The organism is Paraburkholderia megapolitana, assembly GCF_007556815.1.
GTDB lineage: Bacteria > Pseudomonadota > Gammaproteobacteria > Burkholderiales > Burkholderiaceae > Paraburkholderia > Paraburkholderia megapolitana.
This window is the reverse complement of record NZ_CP041745.1, coordinates 1,712,212-1,736,126: the sequence shown is the minus strand read 5'-3', so window position 1 is coordinate 1,736,126 and position 23,915 is coordinate 1,712,212. Positions and strand designations below refer to the sequence as shown.

Here is a 23,915-nt window from a genome sequence, read left to right as displayed (position 1 = left end):
TGCCGTGTCTGCGCACCGGTTGCGTCCGGCGCAGGACGTCATGGTTACCGGTTCGCTTGCGTAGAACCGGCTTCATCGACGGTAGCGGCAATGCGTGCAGCCAACCCCGAATCGCGCCGGGTCGGCGTCGCGATGGCCTGCGCCAGCACCGCACGCGAACCGATCACCTCGACGCGTTCGCGCGCCCGCGTGATCGCCGTGTAGACCAGCTCACGCGACAACACCCTGCTGAACGCCGACGGCAACACTAGCACCGCATGCTCGAACTCGGAGCCCTGCGACTTGTGCACGGTCAGCGCGAAGGCCGTATCGTGCGGCGGCAACGCGGCCGGCGAAACCGCTCGCACGCTGCCGTCGCCGGAACGGAAATACACGCGCAATGCGCCACCCGGCCCCGGCAAGGTCACGCCGATGTCGCCGTTGAACAGACCCAGCGCGTAGTCGTTACGCGCGACCATCACCGGCCGGCCAGCGAACCATTGCGCGCCGACGGCGAGCGGCACATGCGCCGAACGGCGCACCTGGGCCGCCATCGCCGCGTTCAACTGTTCGACGCCGCGCGGACCGCTGCGCGTCGCACACAGAATGCGAAAGCGGTTTAGCGCGTCGAAGAGCGGCAGCGGGTCGGGGGTCGCTTCGGCAAGCGCGTTGCGCAGTGCCGCCGAATACGGCGCGAAACCTGTTGCGAGCCGCGTGACGGTGCGTTCGCTCAGGCCCGGCTCCGCGTCCTCGTGAAGTACCGCGGCGCGGTCTGACTGTGGCGATGTGTCCGCGGTCAGGACGTCGAATGCTGCCTGGGTCGCGCCGCGGCGAATCGCCAGCGACAACCGCCCGATCGCCGACTCCAACCCAAAGCGGTAATTGCGCTCGAGCCATACGACGCAATCGGCGAGCGGGTCGTGTGCTGCATCGACGGGTTTCTGGGTGTACAGGCTCTCGCTACCGGTTGTGGAGTAAGTGAGATCGTCGGTTGGCAGGGGCACGGTATCGAGGTCTTCGTGTTCCGCAGGCCACCATGGCTCCGCTTCGTCGCCGAGCCACATCGGTATATCGGCATCCGGCGGCGGCAGTGCATCCCAGCCATCTTCGCTGGAAGCCTCTGTCTGATGCCGATCGTCGGCGCGCGGCAGTGCGGCCGTCAGCGTCGCCACATCGATGGCGAGTGCCGCCGCAATCGCATCGAGCCCAAGCGCGCTGAAACTCGGTCGCGCACTCAGTTCGGCGAACACCGCACCGGCCTCGACCGCGGCAAGCTGGTCCTTGTCGCCGAGCATCACGAGCCGCGTGTGCGGTGCGATCGCATCGAGCAGATGCGCCGCCATCGCAACGTCGATCATCGATGCTTCGTCGACCACCACCACGTCGTACGGCAACGGGTTGTCCCGATGATGCCGAAAGCGTCCACCCGGCCCCGCGCCAAGCAGACGGTGCAGCGTGTACGAAGTCTGCGGCAAGCGCGCGGCCAGTTCGGGCGGCAAGCTGCCCGCGCGTGCCAGCAGCGCTTCCTGCATGCGCTGCGCGGCCTTGCCCGTCGGTGCCGCGAGCGCGATGCGCAGATCGGCATGCATATCGAGCAGACATGCGAGCACACCCACGACCGTCGTCGTCTTGCCGGTACCCGGCCCGCCGCTGACGATCGTCAGCCCGCTCGATAGCGCCGTCGCCACCGCAACGCGCTGCCAGTCGACGCCCTCTTCAAGCACTGGCCCGAAGTAGCGCGACAAGCGCGCATGCAGTGCGTGCGCGTCGGGCGATGCGCTCGGAAGCGCGGGATCGATGCCGGCAATCCCAGCGCTGCGCGCCGCTCGCGCATGCGCGACCAGCAAACGGGCAAGACTGCGCTCGTAGTCGTAATACCGTGCGAGATACAGCCGCCCCTCCGCATCGACGACAAGCGGCCGCAACGCCGACGCGTCCTGCGACCCATCGCTGACCACACCGCTATCGAACAACGCCGCATGAATCAGATCGAGCGGCGCGGCATAACGATGGGCGAGCGTCGACAGCGGCACGCAGACATGACCTTCGGCCGTCGCGCGGCTCGCGGCAAACGCGGCGCGCGCAGCCCAGCGCATGCTTGCCGGCGTCGCGCCGAGGCGGCGCGTCAGCGTCGCAATGCGTCGCGCGAAACCGTCGGCCAGCGCCGTGCTGAAGTCGACGGGTGTGGGCAACGTGAAGTCGGCCATGGGGAACGACGTATCGCTCGCGCTCATGCCGCTCTCCCGTCCATCAACGCATCGAGCGCCATCACGAGGCGTTCGTCCGGTTGCCGTGCGTGGACACCGGTTGGCGCACTGCCGTCGCACCATCCAGGCCGCACACCGCGCACGAACAGATACAGATAGCCGCCGATATGTTCGTCATACGCATAGTCGCGCAACCGCGCCTTCAGATAGCGATGCAGCGCCACCGTATAGAGCAGCGCCTGCAGGTGATACGCGTGGCCCGCCATTGCGGCCTCGAGCGGCACTGCGGTGTAGTCGGCGGGTGTGTCGCCGAGATGATTCGATTTCCAGTCGACGATCCAGAACTTTCCGTCATGTTCGACGATCATGTCGATGAAGCCTTTCACGAAACCGCGCAGCGCTCCGGGTTCCAGTGCCACGTCGGGATAGCCGTGCGTCGTCAGCAGATTGCGCAGCGCCGAAAAATCGAGCGAGCTGGCTGTAAACAGAAACTCGAGTTCGTTCATGCGTCGCGCCGGGTTCAACTTCGCGAGCGTCATGCCCGGCACGAGTTCGGTCGCAACGACGTCGTCGAGCAGCCGCAGCATCATCGTCGGCAGACGCTTCGCGAGTTCGGGTGCGGCCGGCGCCGGGCGTTCGCGCAACGCGCGCACGATCGCCTCGGGCCACCTGCTGCGATCGCTGAAGTCGGCCAGTTCGAACATCCGGTGCAGACACTCGCCGGCCGCCGCGCCGCGCGGAAACGCGAGGATATCGTCGGCGGCGAGCGGTGCTGCCTGCGACAGGAGCGCCGCTGGCCACGCGGGCTGCGCCACCAGATCGGCAATCTCGTCGTGGTCGGGCCGCGCATCGCCGGCCGGTGTGAAGGCTTCGTCCGCCCGCGCGCCGGCTACGACCAGCGCGCTGAAACTCGCGAGACGCCACGCGTCGCGCAGCACACGCCGACTGGTGCGCGCCTGCATACGCCGGCCATCGTCCTGCCGGCTCTCGAGCGGCACGCGCCGCTGCCCGAGTGGCAGTGCGGCGAGCGCAATCGGTCCGCCCGCGAGTGCCTGCCAGCGCGCCATCAGGTCGGCTTCGTCGGGTGGCGCGGCGAGCCAGTCGTCGAACGCATGGCCGGCCCCCGCGACGAGCCAGTTCAACACGCTGCGGCGCGACTCTTTCGTCGAACGCGACGACACATAGGTCCCCGCGACCAGATAGCAGCGATACACCGCACGCGTCAGTGCGACGTACACGAGACGCGCACGCTCCGCCGCCTGTTCGCGCACGGCATAGCGCGCGGCCCGTTCCGCTTCTTCATCGTCGCAGCCGTAGTGCAGTACCGCTGCGCCGTCCTCGTCGTGATACTCGCGCGCATCGGGCAAACCCGACGACGGCGGATCGCGCAATGCGCCATCGTTCAGGAACGGACAGAACACCACCGCGTATTCGAGTCCCTTCGATTTATGCACGGTCACGATCTGCACGAGATTGCGGTCCGATTCGAGACGCAACTGCGCTTCTTCGCCGCCGCCTTGCTCGCGTTGCGCGCCGAGCCAACGCAAGGTCGGCGCAATACCGGGCTGCGACGCGGCACGCGCCTGCACGAGTTCGGCGAGATGATTCACATCGGTGAGACGCCGTTCGCCGTCGGGCCCCGCGACCAGACGCTGCGCGATGCCAAGTTCGCGCATCAACGTGCGCCACATCACGGCGAAACCGCGCTCATGCCACAACGTGCGATAGCGTGAAAACCGTTCGACCCAGCCCATCGCATCGGCGGCGTGCTCCTGGGTGTTGCCGGACAACGATGGCGCATCGGTCACCTGCTCCAGTTGCCAGAGTGCGGCTGCGTCGAGGCCGAGCCAGTCGGTGGCGAGCGCGGCGCGCAGACGGCGCAGATCGCCGGGTGTATCGACGGCGGCGAGTACGCGTTCGATCTGCTCCGCGTCGAGCGTTGCGAACACCGATGCCTGCGCAAGCTCCACACTGCCGACGCCCCATGTCGCGAGCACCCGCTTGATCTGACTGCCCTGCCGATGCGTCTGCACGAGCACCGCGATATTGCCCGGCGCGAGCGGCTCGTCGCCGATCGTCACCGCCTGTTCGCGAGCGCCGCGCAACAGCCGCACGATCTCCGCGGCGCATGCTTCGCTCGCGGCGCGTTGCGCCTCGCGCTTCGTTAGCGCGGCGTCGCCTTGCGGCAGGGTCCAGATGCGGAAGTCCGGGCTTTCATCGGTGCTTTCGACCGCGTCGCCGTGAGCGGCTTGCGCGTCTCCGTCGACGAACGGATCGCGTTGCCGCTCGCCCGCTCGCACCTGCTGATACGTCAGCCCGTCGAGCACGAACGCCTGCGGGTTCGCAGCGAAGATGCGATTGCACGCCTCGACGATCGGCGCCGTCGAGCGCTGGTTGACCGCCAGCGTGTAGCACGCGGAAGCTTCGGCGCGCGCGGCCAGATACGTATGCAGGTCAGCCGCCCGAAAACTGTAGATCGCCTGCTTCGGATCGCCGACGAGAAACAACGGACCGGCCGGCGCAAAGATCCGGTTGAAGATCGCGAACTGCAACGGATCGGTGTCCTGGAACTCGTCGATCAGCGCGGCCGGATAGCGCGCGCGCAACGCATCGGCGAGCCACGGATGCGCCGCCAGCGCGCGATATAGATTCGACAGCAGGTCGTCGAACGAGACGACGCGGCGCGTGCGCTTGCGCGCGGCGAGTTCGGTCGGTGCAAACTCGAGCCATGTCTGCACGAGGTCTAGCCAGCGCGCGCGCTGGGCGATCTCGGCTGCGACGACGGCGGCTGCGAGATCGTCGGCGAGCGTGAAGAAGGCGTGTTCGGGCGGCTCGAATTTGACCTTCGTCGCTTTCTTTAGCGCCGAGGCTGTCAGCTTCAACGCTGCGCCGGGTGGTGGCGCGTGATGGTCGTCTTGCGCGAAGTAATCGGTCCACGCGGCGACGGCTGCGTCGATTGCATCCGGTTTGTGCGACGTCTGCTTGAGCCGGTCCTGCGTTTGCGCAAGCAGCGCGACGATCGCATCGCGTTCAGCGGTCCACATTTCATGTGCGGCAGAAAAGCAGGCTTGCGGGTCGATCGGTGCGATATGCGCAGTGCCCTCGCCGTCGCCGCCAAGCTCGCCTTGCGCGCGCAGGTCGCCCCAGCGCAATTGCGCCAGCGGCTTCTTTAGACGCCGCGCAAGCTGTTCGTCGAGGGACGCAGGCCCTGCCCGCTTACCAACGAGCCATGCTGCAAACGCAGGATGATCGGCGGCAACGGGTTCCACCTGCTCGCGCCAGAAATCCGCGGCGAGTTCGAAGCGCAGCGCGGCGTCGTCGGCTTCCATCTCGAACGCGAATGGCATTGCCGCCGCGAACGGTGCCTCCTGCAGCGCGCGCTGACAGAACGCGTGGATCGTATGAATCGCTGCCTGATCGAACGTGCGCAACGCGCGCCGAACGATACCGGTCGCCACAACACGATCGATACCGCCATCGGCCGCAAGCGTCGTATCGAACAACCCGGCGATGAACGGATCGCCACCGTCGTCACCGGTTTCGAGTGCCCGATGCAGTTCGGCGAGACGCCCGCGTATGCGCTCGTGCAACTCGGCGGTGGCCGCTTTCGTGAACGTGACGACGAGAATCTGATCGGCGTTGAGGTTCTTCTCGAGCAACAACCGCACGTACAGCGCGCAGATATTCCACGTCTTGCCCGTTCCCGCCGATGCCTCGATCTGGTTCACGCCATCGAGCGCACAACCGAAGACATCGAGTTCCTGTGCCCACATCGCGCCGCTCATGACCGGCTCCGCAGATGCTCGCGCAGCGGTGCAAACACGATCGTCGCGAGCGTACCGAACGGCTCGTCGAGCGTCAGCGGCGTGCCGCGCCACGCGATGCGCAGCGCCGGATCGTCCGACTCGCCGCGCACGCGATCGCTGATCCACGCGTTCTGCGCCGCGGAGTCGCTCTCGTTGACCTTGGCCCACGCGCTCTTCGGAAAGAAGCGCAGCGGCAGCGACCGTCCCGCGCGGAACAGCGCGGCGAGCGGCGCCAGCAGTTCGAGCGGCGCGGCGACCGGGGCGAATTCGAAGGTGTCGCCGCTGCCGTGCCAGACCGTGCGGCGCGGACCATCGGGTTGCGCCGCGCAATAGACGAGATGCGCGAGCCAGGCCGACAGGTAGTCGCGTGCGGTCGGCTTTGCGTAGCGGAACATCACCTGGCCGGTTTCGGTGACCAGGTTCAGCGTGCCATGCAATTGCAACGGCGCTTCGGCGGTCTGACGCAGTTCGTCGTCATAGGGGCCGAACAGTTCGATGCCCTCTGTGTCGGGCCAACGCGGCGCGAGATCGAGTGCAAACTGCAGTCGATCGACACCGCCCGCTACGGCTTGCCTCACGTTGTCGGCGAGCTGACGCAGTGCGCCCAGTTCGCGCGCCTGCCAGACCTCGCCAGTCGCACCGCCCGGTAGTTCGGGGCTCGCCTGCGCAATGCGCCGGATGCGTCCGAGCGCGGCGTCGCCGGTTCCGGCATCGAGCAGCGCCGGCAGCAGCCGGTCGGCCAGCGCGTCGCGGCCCGCGTAATCGAGTTCGAACGGTTCGATGTCGAGCAGTTCGCCCTGGGTATCCGTCAGCACGATGCCAAGCCGGTCGCGCAGCAACGCGCGCGCGGGATGACGCCAGAAGCGCTGAAACGTATCGAACGGGACCGGGTCCGCGGGTTCGGCAGGCAACGGTGCCGAGAAGAACGGCTGGTTTGCTGCGCGCGGTGGACCGCTCAGCAGCGCGGCCAGTTCCGCGCGCTCGGGGTCGTAGGTGAAGAGCGGCGTATCCCCGTCGTGGACCGCGAAGTAATCGGCGGCGAACGGTTGCAGCGGATGCTCGACGATAAACGTTCGGCGTGCCGCGTCGAGTTGCGCCGGCAGCGCATCCTCTCCCGCCGATACGCGCGCAAGATGATCGAGCAGTTCATCGACAAGCGCGGCCGGCGGCAGCGGCGCGTTATCGCGGATGCTGCGGCCGGTGTAGGCGATCAGCAGACGATCACGCGTGGCCAGCAGCAGATCGAGGAACAGATTGCGCTCGTCGTCGCGGCGCTGCCGGTCGCCTGGTTTGCCGAACGCCGCCATCAGATCGAACTCGTCCGCGCGCGCGAGGCTCGGCAGCACGCCGTCGTCCATGCCGAGCAGACACACGATCCGGTACGGTAGCCCGCGCAGACTCGTCAGCGACGAGAACGTCACGCTGCCCCACGGCACGCCGCCGCGCGCGGGATCATCGAGTGCGGCGGCAAGCGCCGTGCGCACCACCGACGCCGGCAGCGGCACATCGAGCGCGCCGCTCTGCATCGCATCGCCAATTGCATCGATGGCGCCGCGCACGTCGGCGAGCGCGTCCGCAAACGCGACGCCGGTGTCGAAGCATTGTGCGAGCGTGTCGAGCAGCAATTGCGTCCATTCGGCTGGTGTCTGCTCGGTGGCGCAACGGCGCGCGAAGCTGTCGAGATGATCGACGAAGCGCGCCAGCCGGCCGAGCAGTTCCGCATCGGGACCGCCCGCGCCTTCGACAGGCAACCATGCATCGACGGGTTCGCCGTGGTCCGGCATTGCGTAGCCAAGGAACAGGCGGGTCAATGCGTCCGCGAACGTATGTCGCGCCACCGGTATCGCGGCGTTGACCGGCTCCGTAGGTTCAACCGGTGCGAGGCCGCGCCGCGCGCCTGCTGCCGCCAGCCATTCCTGCGCCGTTTCGAGCGCGGCCGCATCGATGCCGTAGCGCGCCGCCACCGCATCCACGCGCAACCATTCAATCAGTTCGGGCGCCCCCACATTGCGCTCGGGCAGCGCCAGCCAGTCGAGCAGCACGCGCGCGACCGGATTCGCCTGGGTCGGCGGCAAACCGGTGATGCGATACGGAATGCGCCGCAGCGACGATTCATGACTGCCTGCCGGCGCCGTGCCGAACACTGCATCGATCAGCGGACCGGCCGTGGCTAGGTCGGCACAGGCGACCAGCACATCGGACGGCTGCAGGTCGTCGAATTCGTCGAACCAGCCGAGCAACCGGTCGTGCAACACCTCGAGCTGGCGCGACAGGCTATGGCAGACATGCACTTCGATGCCGTGTGCTTCTGGCGCGGCTGAGTCCCCGGATTCCGGCTCCAGCGCGAGGATCGCGTTCTGCACCGCCGCGAGCCAGGTCGGCGCCGGGTTCCCGACATACAACGACGCTTCGCTCGATGCGGCGCTCTCGGTCAGCTCATGCAGCATGTGCAACTGCGCCTGGGTCTGCCGCCCCCACTCCGCGAGCAGCGGATGCCCGACCTCCTGATAGTCGAGTTGCCCGGCCGCGTCCAGCGCTTCGACACGCCGCTCGCTGACGATATCGAACCAGAACTCGCGGCACGGATTCAGCGCGTACAGCCGCACATCGACCCAGCGCGATAACGCGCGCAGCAGTTCGATATGCAACGGCGGCATGGTCGGCAACGCGAACACATGGACGGCGGCGGGCCAGCCCGCGCGCGAGATCGCGTCGAGATCGAGCGTGCCGACTTCATCGAGAAAACGGTAAGCGGGCGGCGTCGCCGCGGCCGGCGAGTGGCCAGCGTGTTTGCGGCCACCGGGTTCGCGCTTCTGCCCGTCTGCCATTTCGTCGGCGACTTCGGCAAGCAGCGCGCGCCACAGCGCGGCCTGCCAGCGCTCGTCCTCGCGGGCGGCGGCACTCGCACCGATCAGTCGCGGACCGGTCTCGCCCGCCTCCGGGCCCGCAAAGATCGAGCCGCCCTTCTGCCATTGCAGCAGCCATTCCGGACGGTAGGTCAGGTAGTGATCGAGCACCGTCGCGACGCGTTGCGACAGTTCGTAGCGCATCGACGGGTCGGCGGCTTCCAGATAGGCGCGCAGTCGAGGCGAGGCGTTCCATGGAGCATGGGACGGCGCTTCGGCGGTCCGCCCGAGTTGCCGGTAGCAGCGCCAGACGAGCCGGTCCGGCGCGAACGGCGAATGCGGCGGCACCGGGATCACACCATCGATCTGCGCCCACAACCATTGCGCCAGATAGCGGAAGTCGACGTTCGCGCACACGCCGCGCTGCGCCGCGATGTCGAGTTCGAGCCGGCGCCGCACCGCGGCGCTCGGCACGATGACGGGCCGCGGCGTCCACGGGTCGGACGCGGCGTCGGTCTCCGCCATATCGGCGAGCAAGGCGGCCACGAGTGTCTCGTACCGGTTCGAATAGAAGAGCTGGAGCATGGAGCCTGTGGAAAGGGACCGCGCGGCGCGGATGCTCGAGCCACAACGGTCCTGAAGCGACAGCATAGCAAAGGCACCGGCGCCGCAGAACCGCTGCACGCGAACGAGGTCAGACAGCCTGCAAAATCAGTTAGACTCGACGGCGTTTGGGTTCTGCGCTGCATGCGCCAGCGCCTTTCATTTACGCACGATTTTTCCCCGCACGAGACACGGCAGTCGATGCGCTATTCGATTGAAATCAAGAAGTTTCTTTACAGCCAGTACTTCTACGGTGGCTTGCGCATCGCGGTGGGCATTTCGTTGCCGGCCGTGCTCTGCCTGATCGTCTTCCACAATCGCGACCTCGGCTTCACGATCGCGACCGGCGCACTCGGCGCCTGTGTGGTCGACATGCCCGGCCCGCTCAAGTACAAGCACAACGAGATGCTTGCGTGCAGCGTGATCGGCTTCCTCTCCGCGCTCGCCACCGGCCTCGCAACGGTCAATGTGGTCGCGCTGTGGTGCACCGTCGTGCCGCTGACGTTCGTGCTGTCGCTGATCGTCGTGTACGGCAACCGCTGGCCGCAGATCAGCTTCGCCACGCTGTTCATGATGGTGATGACGCTCGAGGAAAGCTTCACCCCGATGCAGGCACTCGTCAACGCGGCGTGGATTCTGGTGGGCGGCCTCTGGTACACCTACTGGTCGACGCTCGTGACGAGCTGGCAGGCGCGCCGCATCGAACAGCAGGCGCTTGCCGAGAGCGTGTTCGCGTGTGCGGACTACCTGCTCGCCCGCGCGGATTTCTATGATCTCGACAACGATCTCGACGAGTGCTACCGCAATCTCGTCACCAAACAGATCGCAGCGGTGGAGCGCCAGGACGCGGCGCGCGACATCGTGGTGCGTGGCCTGCCGAAGCTCAAGAGCGGTCAGCTCGGCCCACGCCGCGCGATGCTCTTCAATCTCTTCATCAATACCGTCGACCTGCACGAACTGTTCGTCGGCGCGCATACCGACTACCCGCTTGTGCGCAATACGTTTGGCGGCTCGGACCTGATGGTGTTCTATCGCGATCTGATCCGCAAGGCAGCCGCCGATCTCGAGGACATCGGTCTCGCCGTGCTGCAGAACCAGCCGCCGCGCAACCGCATCAATGTGAAGGCCGAACTGCGCGCCATCGAGTTCGAAATCGAGCTGATGCGCAAGCACGACGTGCCGGCGAAGAACCCCGAGGCGTACCAGGCGGTATCGTCGACGTTCCGGCGCGTGTGGAGCGCGACGCGGTTGATCGACCGGATGCGCAAGAGTGTCTCCAACGAGGGCGCGACGACCGAAACCGAACTGCGCATCGACCAGGCGCTATCGCGCTTCGTGTCGAGCCGGCGCGTGCCGTTCCGGCAGATCTTCACGAACCTGACCATGGCGTCGCCGAGCTTTCGTCACGCGCTGCGCGTGACCATCGCGGTGGCGGTCGGGTTCTGGCTGGGCCGGCTGCTGCCGCTCACCAACGCGTACTGGATCGTGATGACGACTGTCATCATCCTGAAGCCCGGCTACTCGCTGACGCGACAGCGCAATAGCCAGCGGATCATCGGTACGCTGATCGGCTGCGCGGCCAGCATCGCGCTGATGATGTTCGTCAAGGAACCGCATCTGCTGCTGATCGTGATGTTCGCATCGATGGTGATGAGCTACAGCCTGCTGCTGTTCAACTACACGGCGAGCGTCGTGTTCACGTCGTCGTATGTGCTGCTGTTGTTTCACCTGCTCGCACCGGGCAGCATGCGCCTAATCGGCGAACGCGCAATCGATACGGTGATCGGCTGCGCGCTCGCGATCGCCGCGAGCCATCTGTTCCCGTACTGGGAATACCGGCTGATGGGCAAGCTCGTCAACGACATGATCGCGGCGACGCGGCAGTATCTGGAAGCGAGCTGGTGGTGGAGTGGCAAGCCTGCGGCGGCGGCAACGGTCCCCCGTCACCGAGAGCTGGTGCGCGTGCGCCGGCTGCGGCCATGGCCGATGCTGAGGTCGCGGCTGCGACAGCGGATGCAGCGGCCGGTGCCTCTGCCGCCGCTGCTACCGACACAGCGAGCGACGCCGTTATCACACCCGCCATCGCGCCCGCCGCGCGTGCAGCGACACCGACCACACCGGCCGCGGCCGCCGCAGCCAGCGCACTCGATCGCGACTATCGCTATCGCCTCGCCCGCAAGAACATGCACGTGACATTTGCCAATCTCGGCCAGGCGTTCCAGCGCATGATGCTCGAACCGAAGGCCGCGCAGAAGTTCGTACCGGAGCTGAACGACCTGCTGGTGCGCAGTCACGTACTCGCGTCGCAGATCACCGCGGCAGCTCCGTTGTTGCGCGCCTCGACCCAGCAACAGCAGGACAGCGTCTCACAGCAACCGCTGCAACGCGCACTGACGCTCGTGCGCGACAACCTGAGCGCCGCCGAAGCAGGCACTGCCGCTCCCGCCGATCAGAGCGACGCCGCGAAGCTGATGGCGCGCGACCTCGACGCGATGGTGATCGATGCGGAGAAATCGCCGGATCGTCCGGCAGATGCGGTCCATGAACTGAAGCTGCTCGCGCATCAATGCAAGCAGATGATCGCGGCGTCGTTTCAGATCCGTAAAGACGCGAGCCTGATCCGGTTGCCGGACGCCTAACCTGCGTGGCAGGCGGGCGACGTTTGCGGCCGCCCTTCGCTTACTGCGAGGCGGCCGCGGCCGAAGCGGCTGTCGTATTAGCCGGAGCGCTCGCCGCCGCGGGTTCGGGATTGTCGCGTTCGTACTCGCGCTTTTCAGTGATCGCGTTGTAGAGCAGCGTGGCGAGCACCAGCAGCACCACGACCACGATAAAGATTGCGATACGGAAAGTCGGGTTGGGCTTGCGCGGTTCGTTCATAAGACAGCTCGGTTCGCGGATTGGTCATGACAGAGCCGGCATTCTACGCCCGCCTGCCTTGCGGCCGCCTTGCAGTGCGCAGGGGTGCGCCACCACGTCGCAGGAGCGCTTCGGTTGTTGCGAAAACAACCATCTAGATCGCACGACAACAAATCGACAACACATCACAATGTGATGCATGACAAAACGCGTCCATGCATAGCACATAAAGCGACGCTCGCCACACACAGAATCGAAGATATGGCAGCATGGCCCTCGCCCCTTGGAGCTGAAAAACGGGGGGAAGCTCAACATCTCGCCGGTTCGACCGGCTCATGGAGAAGACATGAGAGTCCCGTCGCATATCCAACATCCTGTTGCTATTCGAAGCGATGCTGAGCCCGGTTCACCCGGTACTATGCGCACCGCATTTCATCTGTCGGCGTTACGGCGCACGGTCACTTTCGCGGCGCTTGCGTGGTGCGCGGGCTTCGCGGGTGTGTGTGCCGCCGACACGCAAGTCGGCGGCGCATTGCCCGCACCGCCCGATCAGTTGTATGGCGATCTGTTCGTCGCCGTGCAGACTGCGCAGATCTTCCCGGACCAGAAGACCTTCGTCGATGCGACCCCGAACACGACGCCCACCGCTATCGTGGCCGCGTACGAAGCCGCGAAGAACAAGCCGGGCTTTTCGCTGCTGGCATTCGTCAACCAGTACTTCACACCGCCGCCGGATCAGAGCGTCACGCCACGCCCAACCAGACACTGCGCGAGCATATCGACTGGCTGTGGCCCGCACTTACACGCACGACGACGAGCGCACCGGACTACAGCTCGCTGATCCCGATGCCGAAGCCGTATGTCGTACCGGGCGGGCGTTTTCGCGAGGGCTACTACTGGGACACCTATTTCACGATGCTCGGGCTTCAGGAGTCTGGCAATGAAGATCTGGTCGACGACATGCTCGACAACTTCGCGTACATGATCGACACGTATGGCCACATTCCGAACGGCAACCGCACTTACTACCTGAGCCGTTCGCAGCCGCCGTTCTTTTCGTTCATGGTCGAACTTGCCGCCCAGAAGGAAGGCAATAGCGTCTATCAGAAGTATTTGCCGGAATTACGCAAGGAATACGCCTACTGGATGCAAGGCGCAGCACACGACGAGCCCCGGCAACGCGTCGGGCAATGTCGTCGTGATGCCGAACCGCGCCCGCTGAACGCTACTGGGACGCGCTCGATACGCCGCGCGACGAGTCGTATCTGGAAGACGTGCAGACTGCGCAACAGGCTCAGCAGACGTTGGGCCGCGCGCCGTCCGACGTGTACCGCGATCTGCGCGCCACCGCGGAAAGCGGCTGGGATTTCAGCTCGCGCTGGTTCGGCGACAACGCGACGCTCGCCACCGTACGAACCACCTCAATCGTGCCGGTCGATCTGAACAGCCTGATGTACCACCTCGAAACGACAATCGCGCACGGCTGCAGCATCACGCACGATTTTCTCTGTGTGATCGAATTTACCGGCAACGCCATTCGTCGCGCCGACGCAATCAACCTCTACTTGTGGAACGCCAAGGGCTATTACAGCGACTACGACTGGCAGCTCGCGAAGTCGCGCGACAACCAGACACCGGCAATGCTGTATCCGCTGTTCGTGGGTGCAGCATGGCCGCAGCGTGCGCAGCAGACCGCACAGGTCGTGCAGTCGGTGCTGCTGCAGCCAGGCGGCCTCGCGACGTCGATCTATAACACGACCCAGCAATGGGATGCGCCGAACGGCTGGGCGCCGCTGCACTGGATTGCGCTGACCGGTCTGACGAGCTATGGGAACACCGCACTCGCCACGCAGATCGGCACGCGCTTTCTCACCGATGTGCAGGGCCTGTACGCCTCGCAGCAAAAACTCGTCGAGAAGTATGTGGTGGAAGGCGCAGGCACCGGAGGTGGAGGCGGCGGAGAGTATCCGTTGCAGGATGGCTTCGGCTGGACCAACGGCGTGACGTTGAAGCTGCTCGACGCGTATAGCCCGGGAAGCTGACGCGCGCGGGGCGAATCACTCTCTTCGGGCATCGGCGCTGTCCGGCAGGATAGTGTCGACCTGTCGCCTATCCGACAGATTCAAGGCCGGTTTCGGGACATCATGCGGGCGTGACCTGACGGCGCGCGTTGCTGGCGATCGCAGGGCATCGTCCCCGTGTATCTCGTTGCCTGAATCATCGAATAAGGAGTGGTGCCGTGACCTCATCTCATGCCAGCCTGAAAAACGACGTATCGCCCGCCGAATGGGAGACACGGGTCAATCTCGCCGCGACGTACCGCCTGACTGCGCTGTTTGGCTGGGACGACCTGGTGTTCACCATATCTCAGCGCGCGTGCCGGCCGGAGCATCACTTCCTGATCAACCCCTACGGCATGATGTTCGACGAGATCACCGCGTCGTCGTTGATCAAGATCGACCTCGATGGCCGCAAGGTGTCCGAGTCGCCGTACGACATCAATCCGGCCGGCTTCACGATTCATAGCGCGGTGCATGCGGCGCGCGAAGACGCGCTTTGTGTGATGCATACCCACTCGATCAACGGCGTCGCTGTGTCGGCGCAGGAAGGCGGCTTGTTGCCTCTTTCGCAGCAGTCGCTGGGCGTGCTCGCGTCGCTCGGCTATCACGACTACGAGGGCATCGCGCTCAATGAAGCCGAGAAGCCGCGTCTCGTTCACGACCTCGGAAGCAACACCAACCTGATGCTGCGCAATCATGGTTTGCTCACCGTTGGCGCTACGCCGGCGGACGCTTTCGTCGCGATGTATTTCTTCGAAGCGGCCTGCATGATTCAGGTGCGTGCTCAAGCGGTGGCGCAAGCTGAACCCTATCGCGACGCGATTCTCGAGGGTATCAAGCAGCAGATCGCGCAGGTGACCAAGGGGACGAGCCCTGGGCGGCTCGTGTGGCCTGGGCTGCTGCGTCGACTCGATCGGCGCAATCCTGGCTACGCGGACTAGCGGTGTGCGTCGGCGCCGATGCGCTGACGCGCAGGTCACTTGAGAAACGGTATGGCAAAGATCTGTATCTACGGTGCGGGTTCCATCGGCTGCTACATCGGCGGACGGCTTCTGGCCGGAGGAAGCGATGTCAGCTTCGTTGGGCGTGCGCGCGTGGGCGACCAGTTGCGCAGTCGCGGTATCACGCTGTCGCACTACGACGAGCGGCGCTGGCACGTGGCGCCCGAGCGGATCGACGTATCGACGGAGGCTTCGACAGTGGCCTCGGCGGGTCTCGTCCTCGTGACCGTCAAGTCTGCCGCGACACCGACAGTCGCGGCAGAACTCGCTAACGTGCTGCGGCCTGACACAGTCGTCGTCAGCTTCCAGAACGGTGTGGGCAACGCCGATGTGCTGCGCGCCGCGTTGCCGCGCAACACCGTACTCGAAGGAATGGTGCGTTCAATGTCATCGAGCCTGGCCCCGGCGCGTATCACCAGGGTTCATCGGGCGAGCTGGAGATCAGGCAATCGCCGGCGATGCAGTCCTTCGTCGATGAGTTCAGAAAAGCGGATTTACCGCTAATTCAGCACGCCAATATGGTGCCGGTACTGTGGGCAAAGTTATTGCTCAACCTCAACAATGCCATCAACGCGCTGGCGAACCGGCCTTTGCAGGAAGAGCTCTCGCTACGTGCGTATCGGCTTTGCCTCGGTATGGCGCAGAAAGAAGCGCTCGCGCTTTTGAAGCGCGCCGATATACAGCCAGCGCAACTGACGGCGGTGCCTGCTACCTGGATACCACGGGTTCTCGGTGTGCCCGATGCGCTGTTCAAGCAGCTCGGGCGTGCGATGCTGACCATCGATCCCGTTGCGCGATCGTCGATGTCCGACGATCTGGCCGCGGGACGTATGACGGAAGTCGACTGGATCAATGGCGAGGTTGGGCGTCTTGCCCAACGCCTTGGACGAACGGCGCCGATAAACGAACGGCTATGCGAACTCGTGCACGAAGCCGAGCGAGCCGATGTGCGGCCTTCGTGGTCGGGAGATGCGTTGCTGGCTGAAATGCGGGCTGCCGGGAAAGCCTCTTTGAATCGGCATGCCTGAAGGCTTAACGGCGTCGATCTGGACGCGCATCTGCACCTCGTGCGCTCGCGTCGTTGATCGCGCGATTCGCCGTGTCGGCCAATTCGCGTCGCGACGGGCACCGGTCCAGGCTATCGGCGTTTTACCGAAGAACTTCGCCTAAGCGGACCGCATTTCGCGTGCGGCGGGCTGCCGGGCCGCATAAAGCGGACCATGCATGGCATATCAACTCCTTGTCGCCAGTGCGTCTTCACTCGAGGAACCGCTCCCCTCTTCCACCGAGGTGCGGCGATCGAAACGCTCACCCTGGGCAAACAGCGTGGTGTGCCGACCATCAGAACGCATTGCTTCGCCGGTCGTGAAGACCAGCAACCCGTTACCAATCGACAACACCATGCGAGCATATCCCGCGCCTCTCACGACTCCCGGACTTCCGCAGCCCTCCTCCTTCACAGGTTTCCGAAAGTGCCGACACAGAGGTTCGGCCCCGATCCCGGCGGCAGAACCCCCTCCGTTGCCGCCGAAGCCAGCGTTTCTCAAGAAAATGGAAGAAGAAGCTTCCGCGCCAACGCGACAACCCTTGCGACGCTCTTTGATAAGGCTTGCAAAGGCGAACGTGGATACCCTGCATGCTGCGTCGACGCTTTCAAAAAATGCGTATGATCTCGCGCAGCAAAATGGACGGCTGATGCCCGCTCATACCGGATCGGTTTTGACGGCGCAGAGCAGACTCGCCAGAGCGCAGGCACATCTGAATACGTTGCTAGATCAAGAAGCAGAAAACGAGGCGCAGGTGCAGGCGGCAAAATCGAAACATGAAGAAGCGCTGCAACTGGTAGACAACCAACTGGAAGCATTCGCAACGCTACAGCAGGCCGGGGAACCGACGCCGCGCAATATGCCTGCACAACCCGACACGGATGGTCGCGACGTATCAAACCTTTCCGCTTCCGGTGCGGTTGCCGCAGGCGCTTCATCCGTGCAACACGTGCAACAGCAGGGTCAATCCGCAAGCCCCGGCCACCGTCCAGTAACCGAAAACGCCGCGCCTGTTGTGTCCGCAGGTGGCGCGCGCGGACCCGCGCAATCCTTTCCTCTCGAACGAGATGTTCTGGAATACATTCAAGACATGGGGCCAGCAGACGAAACCGACACGGCCGAATTGCTGAGCGATTTGACAGAGATCGGCAAACTGCTGGGACTCGCGCCACACGCCCTGAATGAGTTTCACAATTCTCTCGCGTGGCGAATCAACGACAACGAGGTACGATCAAGCGCCATTGTGCGTCTGGAAGCCCAACTGAGCGCGGCCGCACGGCAAAACCTCAGCCCGGAGTGCAGCCTGCTGTGCTCCGTGCGATCGCGAGCACACCGGCGAACTGCAGGTAAGCGCTGACCAGACAGACGTTCTGGAGGAACAGGATGTGCGTCCGTTTGTAAGACCCCGCTTTTGAACTGTTGACGATGCATCGCATGCGTTCGCGATGCATGTCGGCATTCATACGGTCTCATAGCACATACGCATGTATCAGGCGCAAGCCGAATCCTGTGTCGATGGTGCCATCCGCCTGCGTCAGGCGGTGAAATGCCGAAAGTAAATCTCTCTGCAATTCGCGGCGTGCCCCGTCGGACAGCCGGTCGATATCGTACGTTTCCAGCAGCGAATGCCAGAGCGCATCCGGTGTAGGTTGCCACGGAACATCCACATCTTCGAACGCCAATGCGTTGAAGGTAGAACCGAGCAACTCTCGCCAGCCCGCTTCGTCGCGGGTGCGGCGATCTCCGAACGCTAAAGGCGCAAGACTATTGAGCGCGACCGGTCTGAATACCTCCCTCAACGCATCGTTCGCTTCGCCAAGCAAAAACTCGCGTCCCACGATCGCGGCGAACACACCGCCTGGGCGCAGAATCCGGCGGATTTCGGCCACGACCCGATCGGCTTCTCCCATCAGCATGACCGCCATGTGCGAAAGCACGATATCGACCGTGCCCGTTTCTATCGATAGCGACTGCGCGCGCTCTCGCAGCAACGACACGTTATCGGGAAGACGTTTGCGTGCAGCGTCGAGTTCGTGCTGGCTCATGTCGACGCCGATCAAGCGCGGCGCACTTAGTTCGCGATCCGCCAGCAACTTGAGCAGATAGCCGTCGCCACAGCCCAGGTCGACGACAACACGTGCGGCGCTCGAATCGTCCACCCGCGAAGCGAGTACGTGATACGACGATGTGTACGCGGCGGAGTTCGAATGCGCAGGAAGATGCCCGAATGCGGCGCTAGTTGCGCCTGTGAAACGCTGGTGAAAATCCTGCAGATAGTCTTCGGCCGGGGGCAGAGACTGCATGGCGGCACTCCGCGCTATGATCGACGCATCGCGTAGATCTATTGTGAATACATGAGAGTTCAGACACTACCAAATCCGCTATCCCGGGTTTCGCTAAGACAGCTTGAGCGCGGCGATCAAGCCGCGTGGTATGCCTATCTACGCATTCCGGAGGTGATTCAACACACCAGCTGGAACCTGTCTGGCGAGCACGATTTGGCGCCGATGTTCGACGGTATCGAGTCGACCGTCGCGACCTCGATCAGGCGACTCGCGATCGTCGATGATACCGACAACCGCCTGATCGGCACGATAGGTTTTCACTCTATTTCTGTTATCAACCGCGTGGCGGAAATCGCTTACGACCTCGCGCCGTCGCATTGGGGTAAAGGGATTGCGAGCGCGATGTGCGCGACCGTGACGGAATGGTCGTTTGCCGGGTTGGGGTTGGTTCGCGTTCAGGCGACGGCGCTTGATACCAATGTGCGCTCTGTCCGGGTTCTGGAAAGAAGTGGTTTCCAGTATGAGGGGTTGCTTCGTTCGTATCGGATGGTTCGGGGAGTGCCTGGGAATTTTCGTCTTTACGCGCGTCTTGCCGGCGACTCGATCAAATGATCACTTTTTTACAAGCGCCTTGGCGAGCGATGGTTCAGGCTATCGACAATGTCACGTTCCGAGGCCCGTTCGGGACGCGTCGCCACGCAAGTAACTCATCACTAGATCAACCCGGAGATTGATGCATATGAAGGCCGCCTATTACACCTCGAAAGGTCCGGCCCGCGACGTTCTTGTCGTTGGCGACCAGGCCGATCCAGTCGCGCAACCGGGCGAGGTCCTGGTGCGCATCGCCCATTCCGGCGTAAATCCGTCAGACGTCAAGTCGCGCTCGGGCGTTACCAGCCCTGCGATGGAGTTTCCGCGCGTCATTCCCCACAGCGATGGTGCGGGCGTCATCGAAGCCGTTGGAGCAGGCGTGTCGAAACAGTTGATCGGGCAGCGGGTCTGGACGATCAACGGCCAGTGGCAGCGACCATTCGGTACAGCCGCCGAGCTGATCGCCCTGCCGAGAGTCAGGTTGCTCCACTGCCGACGGTGTCTCGACGGAAACCGGCGCGTCGCTTGGCATTCCGTTGTTGACGGCCTGGTACGCCGTGCACGTTTGCGCAGGCTTGCTCGGCAAGACGGTTCTCGTCTACGGCGCCACAGGCGCGGTCGGCGGCTACGCGACCCAGCTTGCCGCGCTTTCGGGCGCCCGTGTAATCGGCGTAGTCGGCAGCAAGGAGAAATGCGCGCTCGCTTCCCGGCTAGGCGCCGAGTGGGTCATCAATCGCAACGAGCAGGACGTGGTTGCCTCGGTACGCGAAATCACGGCTGGAAAAGGCGCGGACGTCATCATCGAAGTCGATGCAGCAGCGAATGCCGGTCAATACGGCAGCCTGCTGAAGTTCGGCGGCGACGTGATTATCTACGGCTCGGGGGCTGCATCGATCGACGTTCAGTTCCGACCGATGATCGTCGGCTTTGCGAATCTGCGCTTCTTCATCGTCTACAACCTGCCGGTTCCGGTCAGGCGCGCCGCTATCGACGCGCTGACACCGCTGCTCAAGCGAGGCACGCTTCAGCATCCGCAGGTCGAGGTCTTTTCGTTAAATGACATTGCCAGAGCCCACGAACGCGTCGAATCGGGCGCAAACGCCAAGATCGTCGTCGATACCCGCTGATAGCGATGAAGCCATACGTCGACCGATGGGCCACGGCGGGTTGTCTATAATAAACGTCACCTTCCTGATCGTTGCCGGAGCACAAAGGTCTGCCCCGATGTCGAAGGAAACGCCCTGCTGGAGGCCCCGATGAAGGATCGCGTCGAATACAAGCGCAGCAACGAGATCCGGGTCTCGTGCTTAGCGAGGCGCGGTTTTCCGATTTTCGCTTCGAGCGCCATTACCATCTCGACTATCACGTCGCGCTGGTAACCGAGGGTGTGCAGCGCCAGGGATTCCATGGCGAAACCCTGCTGCTGACGCCGGGCACCATCCAGTTGATGCCACCGGGCGAGGTGCACGATGGCAACAGCGCCGGGGACGAGTCCTACACGCTCAAAACGTTTCGTGTCTCCCCTCAACTGCTAAGCGGAATCACCGAGGAAATCACCGGGCAAGATCGCTTTCCCGCGCTCGGCGGAACCGTGCTTCAGGACGCCCGGCTTGCCGGCCATCTGTCCCGGTTGCACGATGCGCTACGGGCGGCCCAGGAGGCCGAGCCCATGGAAGTGCAATCCGAATGGCTGATGTTGCTTGACCGCCTGTTTTCTCAAACGCGTATGGTCAAGCCGCATTTCATCAAGGGCACACTCACATCGGTGCAGTGGCAGCGCGTCAGAGACTATTGCGATGTCCATCTGGCGGAGAAGATCACGCTGGAAGAGCTTGCTGCTCTTTGCGCCCTCGAGCGTTTCCATTTCCTCAAGCTCTTCAAGCAGACCGTCGGTATGACACCGCACGCATGGCTCGTTCGTCTGCGGCTGGAACGCGCGTGTTCCTTGCTGAGTCACCCCGACGCGTGTTTGACGCAAGTGGCGCAGGAGGTGGGGTTTTACGACCAGAGCCATTTCAATCGAGCCTTCCGGCAAGCGTTCGGTGTGTCGCCATCGAAGTATTGATGTTTCAGGTTGCCGCACACGCATGCGTTGAAGCATCGCCAGCGTCGCCTGATTCGCCCGATTAATTCCCTCTAGTTGCACGAAGCTGTCTCAATGCGGCACGTTCGCCGCGCAGCCCTATCCCCTCGCCCGCTGCCAAGCCGATTCACGCACCGCAACCCACTCAATTTTTTACAAGTGGAACGGGCACATGTCCTTTAACTTCGAGGCATGGGGAAAGGTCGTTGCCTTTCCATGATCGTCACCCTAAGCGACCCACTGGTGCCGTTCGCCGAACGCGTCGCCACCTGTTTCGCCATCAAGGAGCATCTATGAATCGCATTGAACTCGACCGTCGCCTCGCGGAACTGGGCATCGAACTGCCGCCGCCGAAAGCGGCCATCGCTAACTACGTGCCTACCGTTCTGGCAGCGGGCTTCCTGCACATTTCAGGGCAAGTCGCATTCAAGGATGGCGTACCGTTCGCGGTCGGCCAGGTGGGTACGGAAGTCAGTATCGAGCGGGCAAAGGAAGCTGCACGACTCGCCGGAATTTCGCTTCTGTCGCAATTGCGTTCGCAGTTGAACGACAACGTTAGCGTGATTCGCGTTTGCTCCGTGACGGGTTACGTGCATGCAGCAACCGAATTTACGGCGCACCCGGAAGTGATCAACGGCACCTCCGACGTTCTCGTTGAAGTTCTCGGTGACAAGGGCCGGCACACCCGTGCCGCTGTAGGCGTATCGAGCCTGCCGTTCCGTTGCCCGGTTGAAGTGTCCGCTGTGATCCAGCTTGGTTAATGGCGGTCGAACCTAATGACACTGCATATCGAAACACCGCTGATCGAGTCGCGCGCGCTCTCGCTCAAGACCGGTAGAGACATTCTTCTCAAACTGGAATCGCTGCAACCAAGCGGTTCCTTCAAGCTACGCGGCGTCGGCTTTGCGTGCGAGGAACACAAGCGCAACGGTGCCCGGCGTTTCGTCACCGCGTCCGGTGGCAACGCCGGTTATGCGGTGGCGTATGCGGGCCGCGAGCTTGGCATTCCGGTGACCGTTGTCGTACCGCAAACGACCTCCGAGCGCGCAAAGTCGCTCATCCGCGCAGAAGAAGCCGAAGTCGTCGTGCACGGCGCCGCGTTCATCGAATCCAACGAGTACGCCCGCTCGATTCTGACCGACAACGATGCCTGGCTCCATGCGTTCGATGACCCACTGCTATGGGCGGGACACGCGACGATGATCGAGGAAATCGCGCGGCAAACCGAACGCCCTGATCTGATCGTTTGCTCGGTTGGCGGCGGTGGATTGCTCGCGGGTGTTATCGAAGGACTGCGACGAGTGGGCTGGAGCGACACGCCGGTGCTTACGGTCGAGACCGAAGGTGCGGATTCCTACAACCAGGCGCTCAAAGCAGGCACGCCGGTAACGATCGCCGGGATCAACTCCGTGGCCACGTCGCTTGGCGCCAGCAAGGTAGCCGAGCGCGTCGTGGCGCTCGCGAAAGAACATCCGATTCGCAATTGCCTCGTGACGGATGCCGAAGCGATTCAGGGCAGTGTGATGCTGCTCGAGGAGCACCGTGTTTTGACCGAACCGGCGTGCGGCGCATCGGTGGCAGCACTCTCGCGGATTCCCGAATATTTCCCGCACGCGCAGCGCATCGTGGTGATCGCCTGCGGTGGCGTGGGTACGACGAGCCAGCAGTTGCTCGAGTGGTCCGATTTTTACCCGCTCGACGGCGATCTGTTCGCGGCTCGCCATTCCGCTGAATCGAACTCGCTCGACAGTCTGAAATCATGAACGACACGCTGATCAACGCGCTCGGCGACGAGCTCTATGTCGCAGCGAAAGAATGCCGCGCGCTCGAACCGCTCACGAGCCGCCACGCCGACTTGACGGTCGACGACGCCTACCGCATCCAGCAGCGCGTCAACGCCCGACGCATCGAAGCCGGCGAACGCATGATAGGCAAAAAGATCGGCGTCACGTCGCAGGTCGTGATGGACATGCTCGGTGTGTATCAGCCCGATTTCGGCATGCTTAGCGACGCGATGCTGTACCGCGAAGGCGAAGCGATCCCGGCCGCCTCGTTGATCCAGCCGAAGGCCGAGGGAGAGATTGCCTTCGTGCTCCGGCACGACCTGCAAGGCCCAGGCGTGAGCGTAGCCGATGTCCTCGCCGCAACCGCAGGCGTGATGGCCTGCTTCGAGATCGTCGATTCGCGCATCAAGGACTGGAAGATTCGCATCGAAGACACGGTGGCTGACAACGCGTCTTGCGGTGTGTTCGTCCTTGGTGAGCAGATGGTCGATCCACGCAAGGTCGATCTCGTCGGCTGCACGATGACGCTGGAGAAGAACGGCACGGTGGTGACGACGGGTACCGGCGCCGCCGCGCTTGGAAATCCGCTTGAAGCGGTGGCATGGCTCGCCAACACGCTTGGCCAGCTAAACGAGCCGCTAAACGCCGGCGACGTGGTGCTGTCGGGCTCGCTGGCTGCGATGGTACCTGTCGCAGCCGGTGACAGCCTCAAGGTTTCCATCGACGGCATCGGCAGTTGCTTGGTCCGGTTTGTCTGATCTCAGGAGT

Annotated in this window: 14 protein-coding genes and 4 pseudogenes; 12 read left to right on the top strand and 6 right to left on the bottom strand. The window is 63.8% G+C overall.

Annotated features, from left to right (window positions below; all coding sequences use genetic code 11):
* Positions 1 to 44: 44 nt before the first annotated feature.
* Genes FNZ07_RS21240 through recC form a run of 3 tightly spaced genes read right to left on the bottom strand, consistent with a single transcriptional unit; the run spans position 45 to position 9,423 of the window.
* The gene (locus tag FNZ07_RS21240; protein WP_091016046.1) at positions 45 to 2,213 is read right to left on the bottom strand and encodes an AAA family ATPase; all 2,169 of its coding nucleotides are present in this window, start codon (positions 2,211 to 2,213) and stop codon (positions 45 to 47) included.
* Positions 2,210 to 5,971: an exodeoxyribonuclease V subunit beta gene (recB, locus tag FNZ07_RS21235; protein WP_091016043.1), complete on the bottom strand. Its 3,762-nt coding sequence runs from the start codon at positions 5,969 to 5,971 to the stop codon at positions 2,210 to 2,212. Before recB ends, FNZ07_RS21240 begins: the two co-directional genes overlap by 4 nt.
* On the bottom strand, positions 5,968 to 9,423 hold the full coding sequence (recC, locus tag FNZ07_RS21230) for an exodeoxyribonuclease V subunit gamma (RefSeq protein WP_091016041.1): 3,456 nt from the start codon (positions 9,421 to 9,423) through the stop codon (positions 5,968 to 5,970). The genes recB and recC overlap by 4 nt, the downstream gene beginning before the upstream one ends.
* A 219-nt stretch (positions 9,424 to 9,642) precedes the next feature.
* Here recC and FNZ07_RS21225 point away from each other — a divergent pair.
* A pseudogene (locus FNZ07_RS21225) lies at positions 9,643 to 12,080 on the top strand (FUSC family protein).
* Between the two features lie 40 nt (positions 12,081 to 12,120).
* Here the strand turns inward: FNZ07_RS21225 and FNZ07_RS21220 are convergent.
* Positions 12,121 to 12,318 (bottom strand): hypothetical protein, encoded by a 198-nt coding sequence (locus FNZ07_RS21220; RefSeq protein ID WP_091016037.1) that lies wholly within the window; start codon positions 12,316 to 12,318, stop codon positions 12,121 to 12,123.
* A 397-nt stretch (positions 12,319 to 12,715) separates the two neighbouring features.
* Between FNZ07_RS21220 and treA the strand changes: the two are divergent.
* The 3 genes and pseudogenes from treA to FNZ07_RS21205 all read left to right on the top strand — a co-directional run bounded on the left by treA (position 12,716) and on the right by FNZ07_RS21205 (position 16,386).
* Positions 12,716 to 14,339, top strand: a pseudogene (treA, locus tag FNZ07_RS21215) (alpha,alpha-trehalase TreA).
* A gap of 197 nt (positions 14,340 to 14,536) precedes the next feature.
* Positions 14,537 to 15,298, top strand: a complete 762-nt coding sequence (locus FNZ07_RS21210) for a class II aldolase/adducin family protein (RefSeq protein WP_144269484.1) — start codon at positions 14,537 to 14,539, stop codon at positions 15,296 to 15,298.
* Between the two features lie 51 nt (positions 15,299 to 15,349).
* Positions 15,350 to 16,386: pseudogene (locus FNZ07_RS21205) on the top strand (2-dehydropantoate 2-reductase).
* A 204-nt stretch (positions 16,387 to 16,590) separates the two neighbouring features.
* Here FNZ07_RS21205 and FNZ07_RS33700 read toward each other — a convergent pair.
* Complete coding sequence (locus tag FNZ07_RS33700) at positions 16,591 to 16,761, bottom strand: hypothetical protein (RefSeq protein ID WP_170275805.1); 171 nt, start codon at positions 16,759 to 16,761, stop codon at positions 16,591 to 16,593.
* A gap of 148 nt (positions 16,762 to 16,909) precedes the next feature.
* On the opposite strand from FNZ07_RS33700, the gene FNZ07_RS21200 reads away from it, so the two are divergent.
* A complete protein-coding gene (locus FNZ07_RS21200; protein ID WP_144269483.1) occupies positions 16,910 to 17,761 on the top strand; it encodes a hypothetical protein in 852 nt (283 codons plus the stop codon).
* Positions 17,762 to 17,873: 112 nt separating this feature from the next.
* On the opposite strand, the gene FNZ07_RS21195 is transcribed toward FNZ07_RS21200, so the two are convergent.
* Positions 17,874 to 18,707 (bottom strand): class I SAM-dependent methyltransferase, encoded by an 834-nt coding sequence (locus FNZ07_RS21195; protein WP_091016025.1) that lies wholly within the window; start codon positions 18,705 to 18,707, stop codon positions 17,874 to 17,876.
* 51 nt (positions 18,708 to 18,758) lie between these two features.
* Between FNZ07_RS21195 and FNZ07_RS21190 the strand changes: the two genes are divergently transcribed.
* The 7 genes and pseudogenes from FNZ07_RS21190 (at position 18,759) to dmpE (ending at position 23,905) form a co-directional block, all read left to right on the top strand.
* Positions 18,759 to 19,301 (top strand): GNAT family N-acetyltransferase, encoded by a 543-nt coding sequence (locus FNZ07_RS21190; RefSeq protein ID WP_144269482.1) that lies wholly within the window; start codon positions 18,759 to 18,761, stop codon positions 19,299 to 19,301.
* Between the two features lie 121 nt (positions 19,302 to 19,422).
* Positions 19,423 to 19,734: pseudogene (locus FNZ07_RS34560) on the top strand (alcohol dehydrogenase catalytic domain-containing protein); the annotation flags it as partial.
* Positions 19,735 to 19,819: 85 nt separating this feature from the next.
* Positions 19,820 to 20,407, top strand: a complete 588-nt coding sequence (locus tag FNZ07_RS33890) for a zinc-binding dehydrogenase (protein ID WP_211367988.1) — start codon at positions 19,820 to 19,822, stop codon at positions 20,405 to 20,407.
* Between the two features lie 176 nt (positions 20,408 to 20,583).
* Positions 20,584 to 21,345, top strand: coding sequence for a helix-turn-helix transcriptional regulator (locus FNZ07_RS21180; RefSeq protein WP_249040681.1), 762 nt, complete (start codon positions 20,584 to 20,586; stop codon positions 21,343 to 21,345).
* 311 nt (positions 21,346 to 21,656) lie between these two features.
* Complete coding sequence (locus FNZ07_RS21175; RefSeq protein WP_091016016.1) at positions 21,657 to 22,124, top strand: RidA family protein; 468 nt, start codon at positions 21,657 to 21,659, stop codon at positions 22,122 to 22,124.
* Positions 22,125 to 22,139: 15 nt separating this feature from the next.
* Entirely contained in the window at positions 22,140 to 23,126 is a 987-nt protein-coding gene (locus FNZ07_RS21170; RefSeq protein ID WP_091016012.1) for a pyridoxal-phosphate dependent enzyme, read from the top strand.
* Complete coding sequence (gene dmpE, locus FNZ07_RS21165; RefSeq protein ID WP_091016010.1) at positions 23,123 to 23,905, top strand: 2-oxopent-4-enoate hydratase; 783 nt, start codon at positions 23,123 to 23,125, stop codon at positions 23,903 to 23,905. The genes FNZ07_RS21170 and dmpE overlap by 4 nt, the downstream gene beginning before the upstream one ends.
* Positions 23,906 to 23,915: the final 10 nt, after the last annotated feature.

Excerpts from the sequence above, each read along its gene's own strand:
- FNZ07_RS21200 (WP_144269483.1), top strand. The coding sequence starts at position 16,910 with ATGGAAGAAGAAGCTTCCGCGCCAACGCGACAACCCTTGCGACGCTCT.
- recC (WP_091016041.1), bottom strand. The coding sequence starts at position 9,423 with ATGCTCCAGCTCTTCTATTCGAACCGGTACGAGACACTCGTGGCCGCC.
- recB (WP_091016043.1), bottom strand. The coding sequence starts at position 5,971 with ATGAGCGGCGCGATGTGGGCACAGGAACTCGATGTCTTCGGTTGTGCG.
- FNZ07_RS21240 (WP_091016046.1), bottom strand. The coding sequence starts at position 2,213 with ATGAGCGCGAGCGATACGTCGTTCCCCATGGCCGACTTCACGTTGCCC.
- FNZ07_RS21170 (WP_091016012.1), top strand. The coding sequence starts at position 22,140 with ATGACACTGCATATCGAAACACCGCTGATCGAGTCGCGCGCGCTCTCG.
- FNZ07_RS21220 (WP_091016037.1), bottom strand. The coding sequence starts at position 12,318 with ATGAACGAACCGCGCAAGCCCAACCCGACTTTCCGTATCGCAATCTTT.
- FNZ07_RS21190 (WP_144269482.1), top strand. The coding sequence starts at position 18,759 with ATGAGAGTTCAGACACTACCAAATCCGCTATCCCGGGTTTCGCTAAGA.
- FNZ07_RS33700 (WP_170275805.1), bottom strand. The coding sequence starts at position 16,761 with ATGGTGTTGTCGATTGGTAACGGGTTGCTGGTCTTCACGACCGGCGAA.
- FNZ07_RS21175 (WP_091016016.1), top strand. The coding sequence starts at position 21,657 with ATGAATCGCATTGAACTCGACCGTCGCCTCGCGGAACTGGGCATCGAA.
- dmpE (WP_091016010.1), top strand. The coding sequence starts at position 23,123 with ATGAACGACACGCTGATCAACGCGCTCGGCGACGAGCTCTATGTCGCA.
- FNZ07_RS21195 (WP_091016025.1), bottom strand. The coding sequence starts at position 18,707 with ATGCAGTCTCTGCCCCCGGCCGAAGACTATCTGCAGGATTTTCACCAG.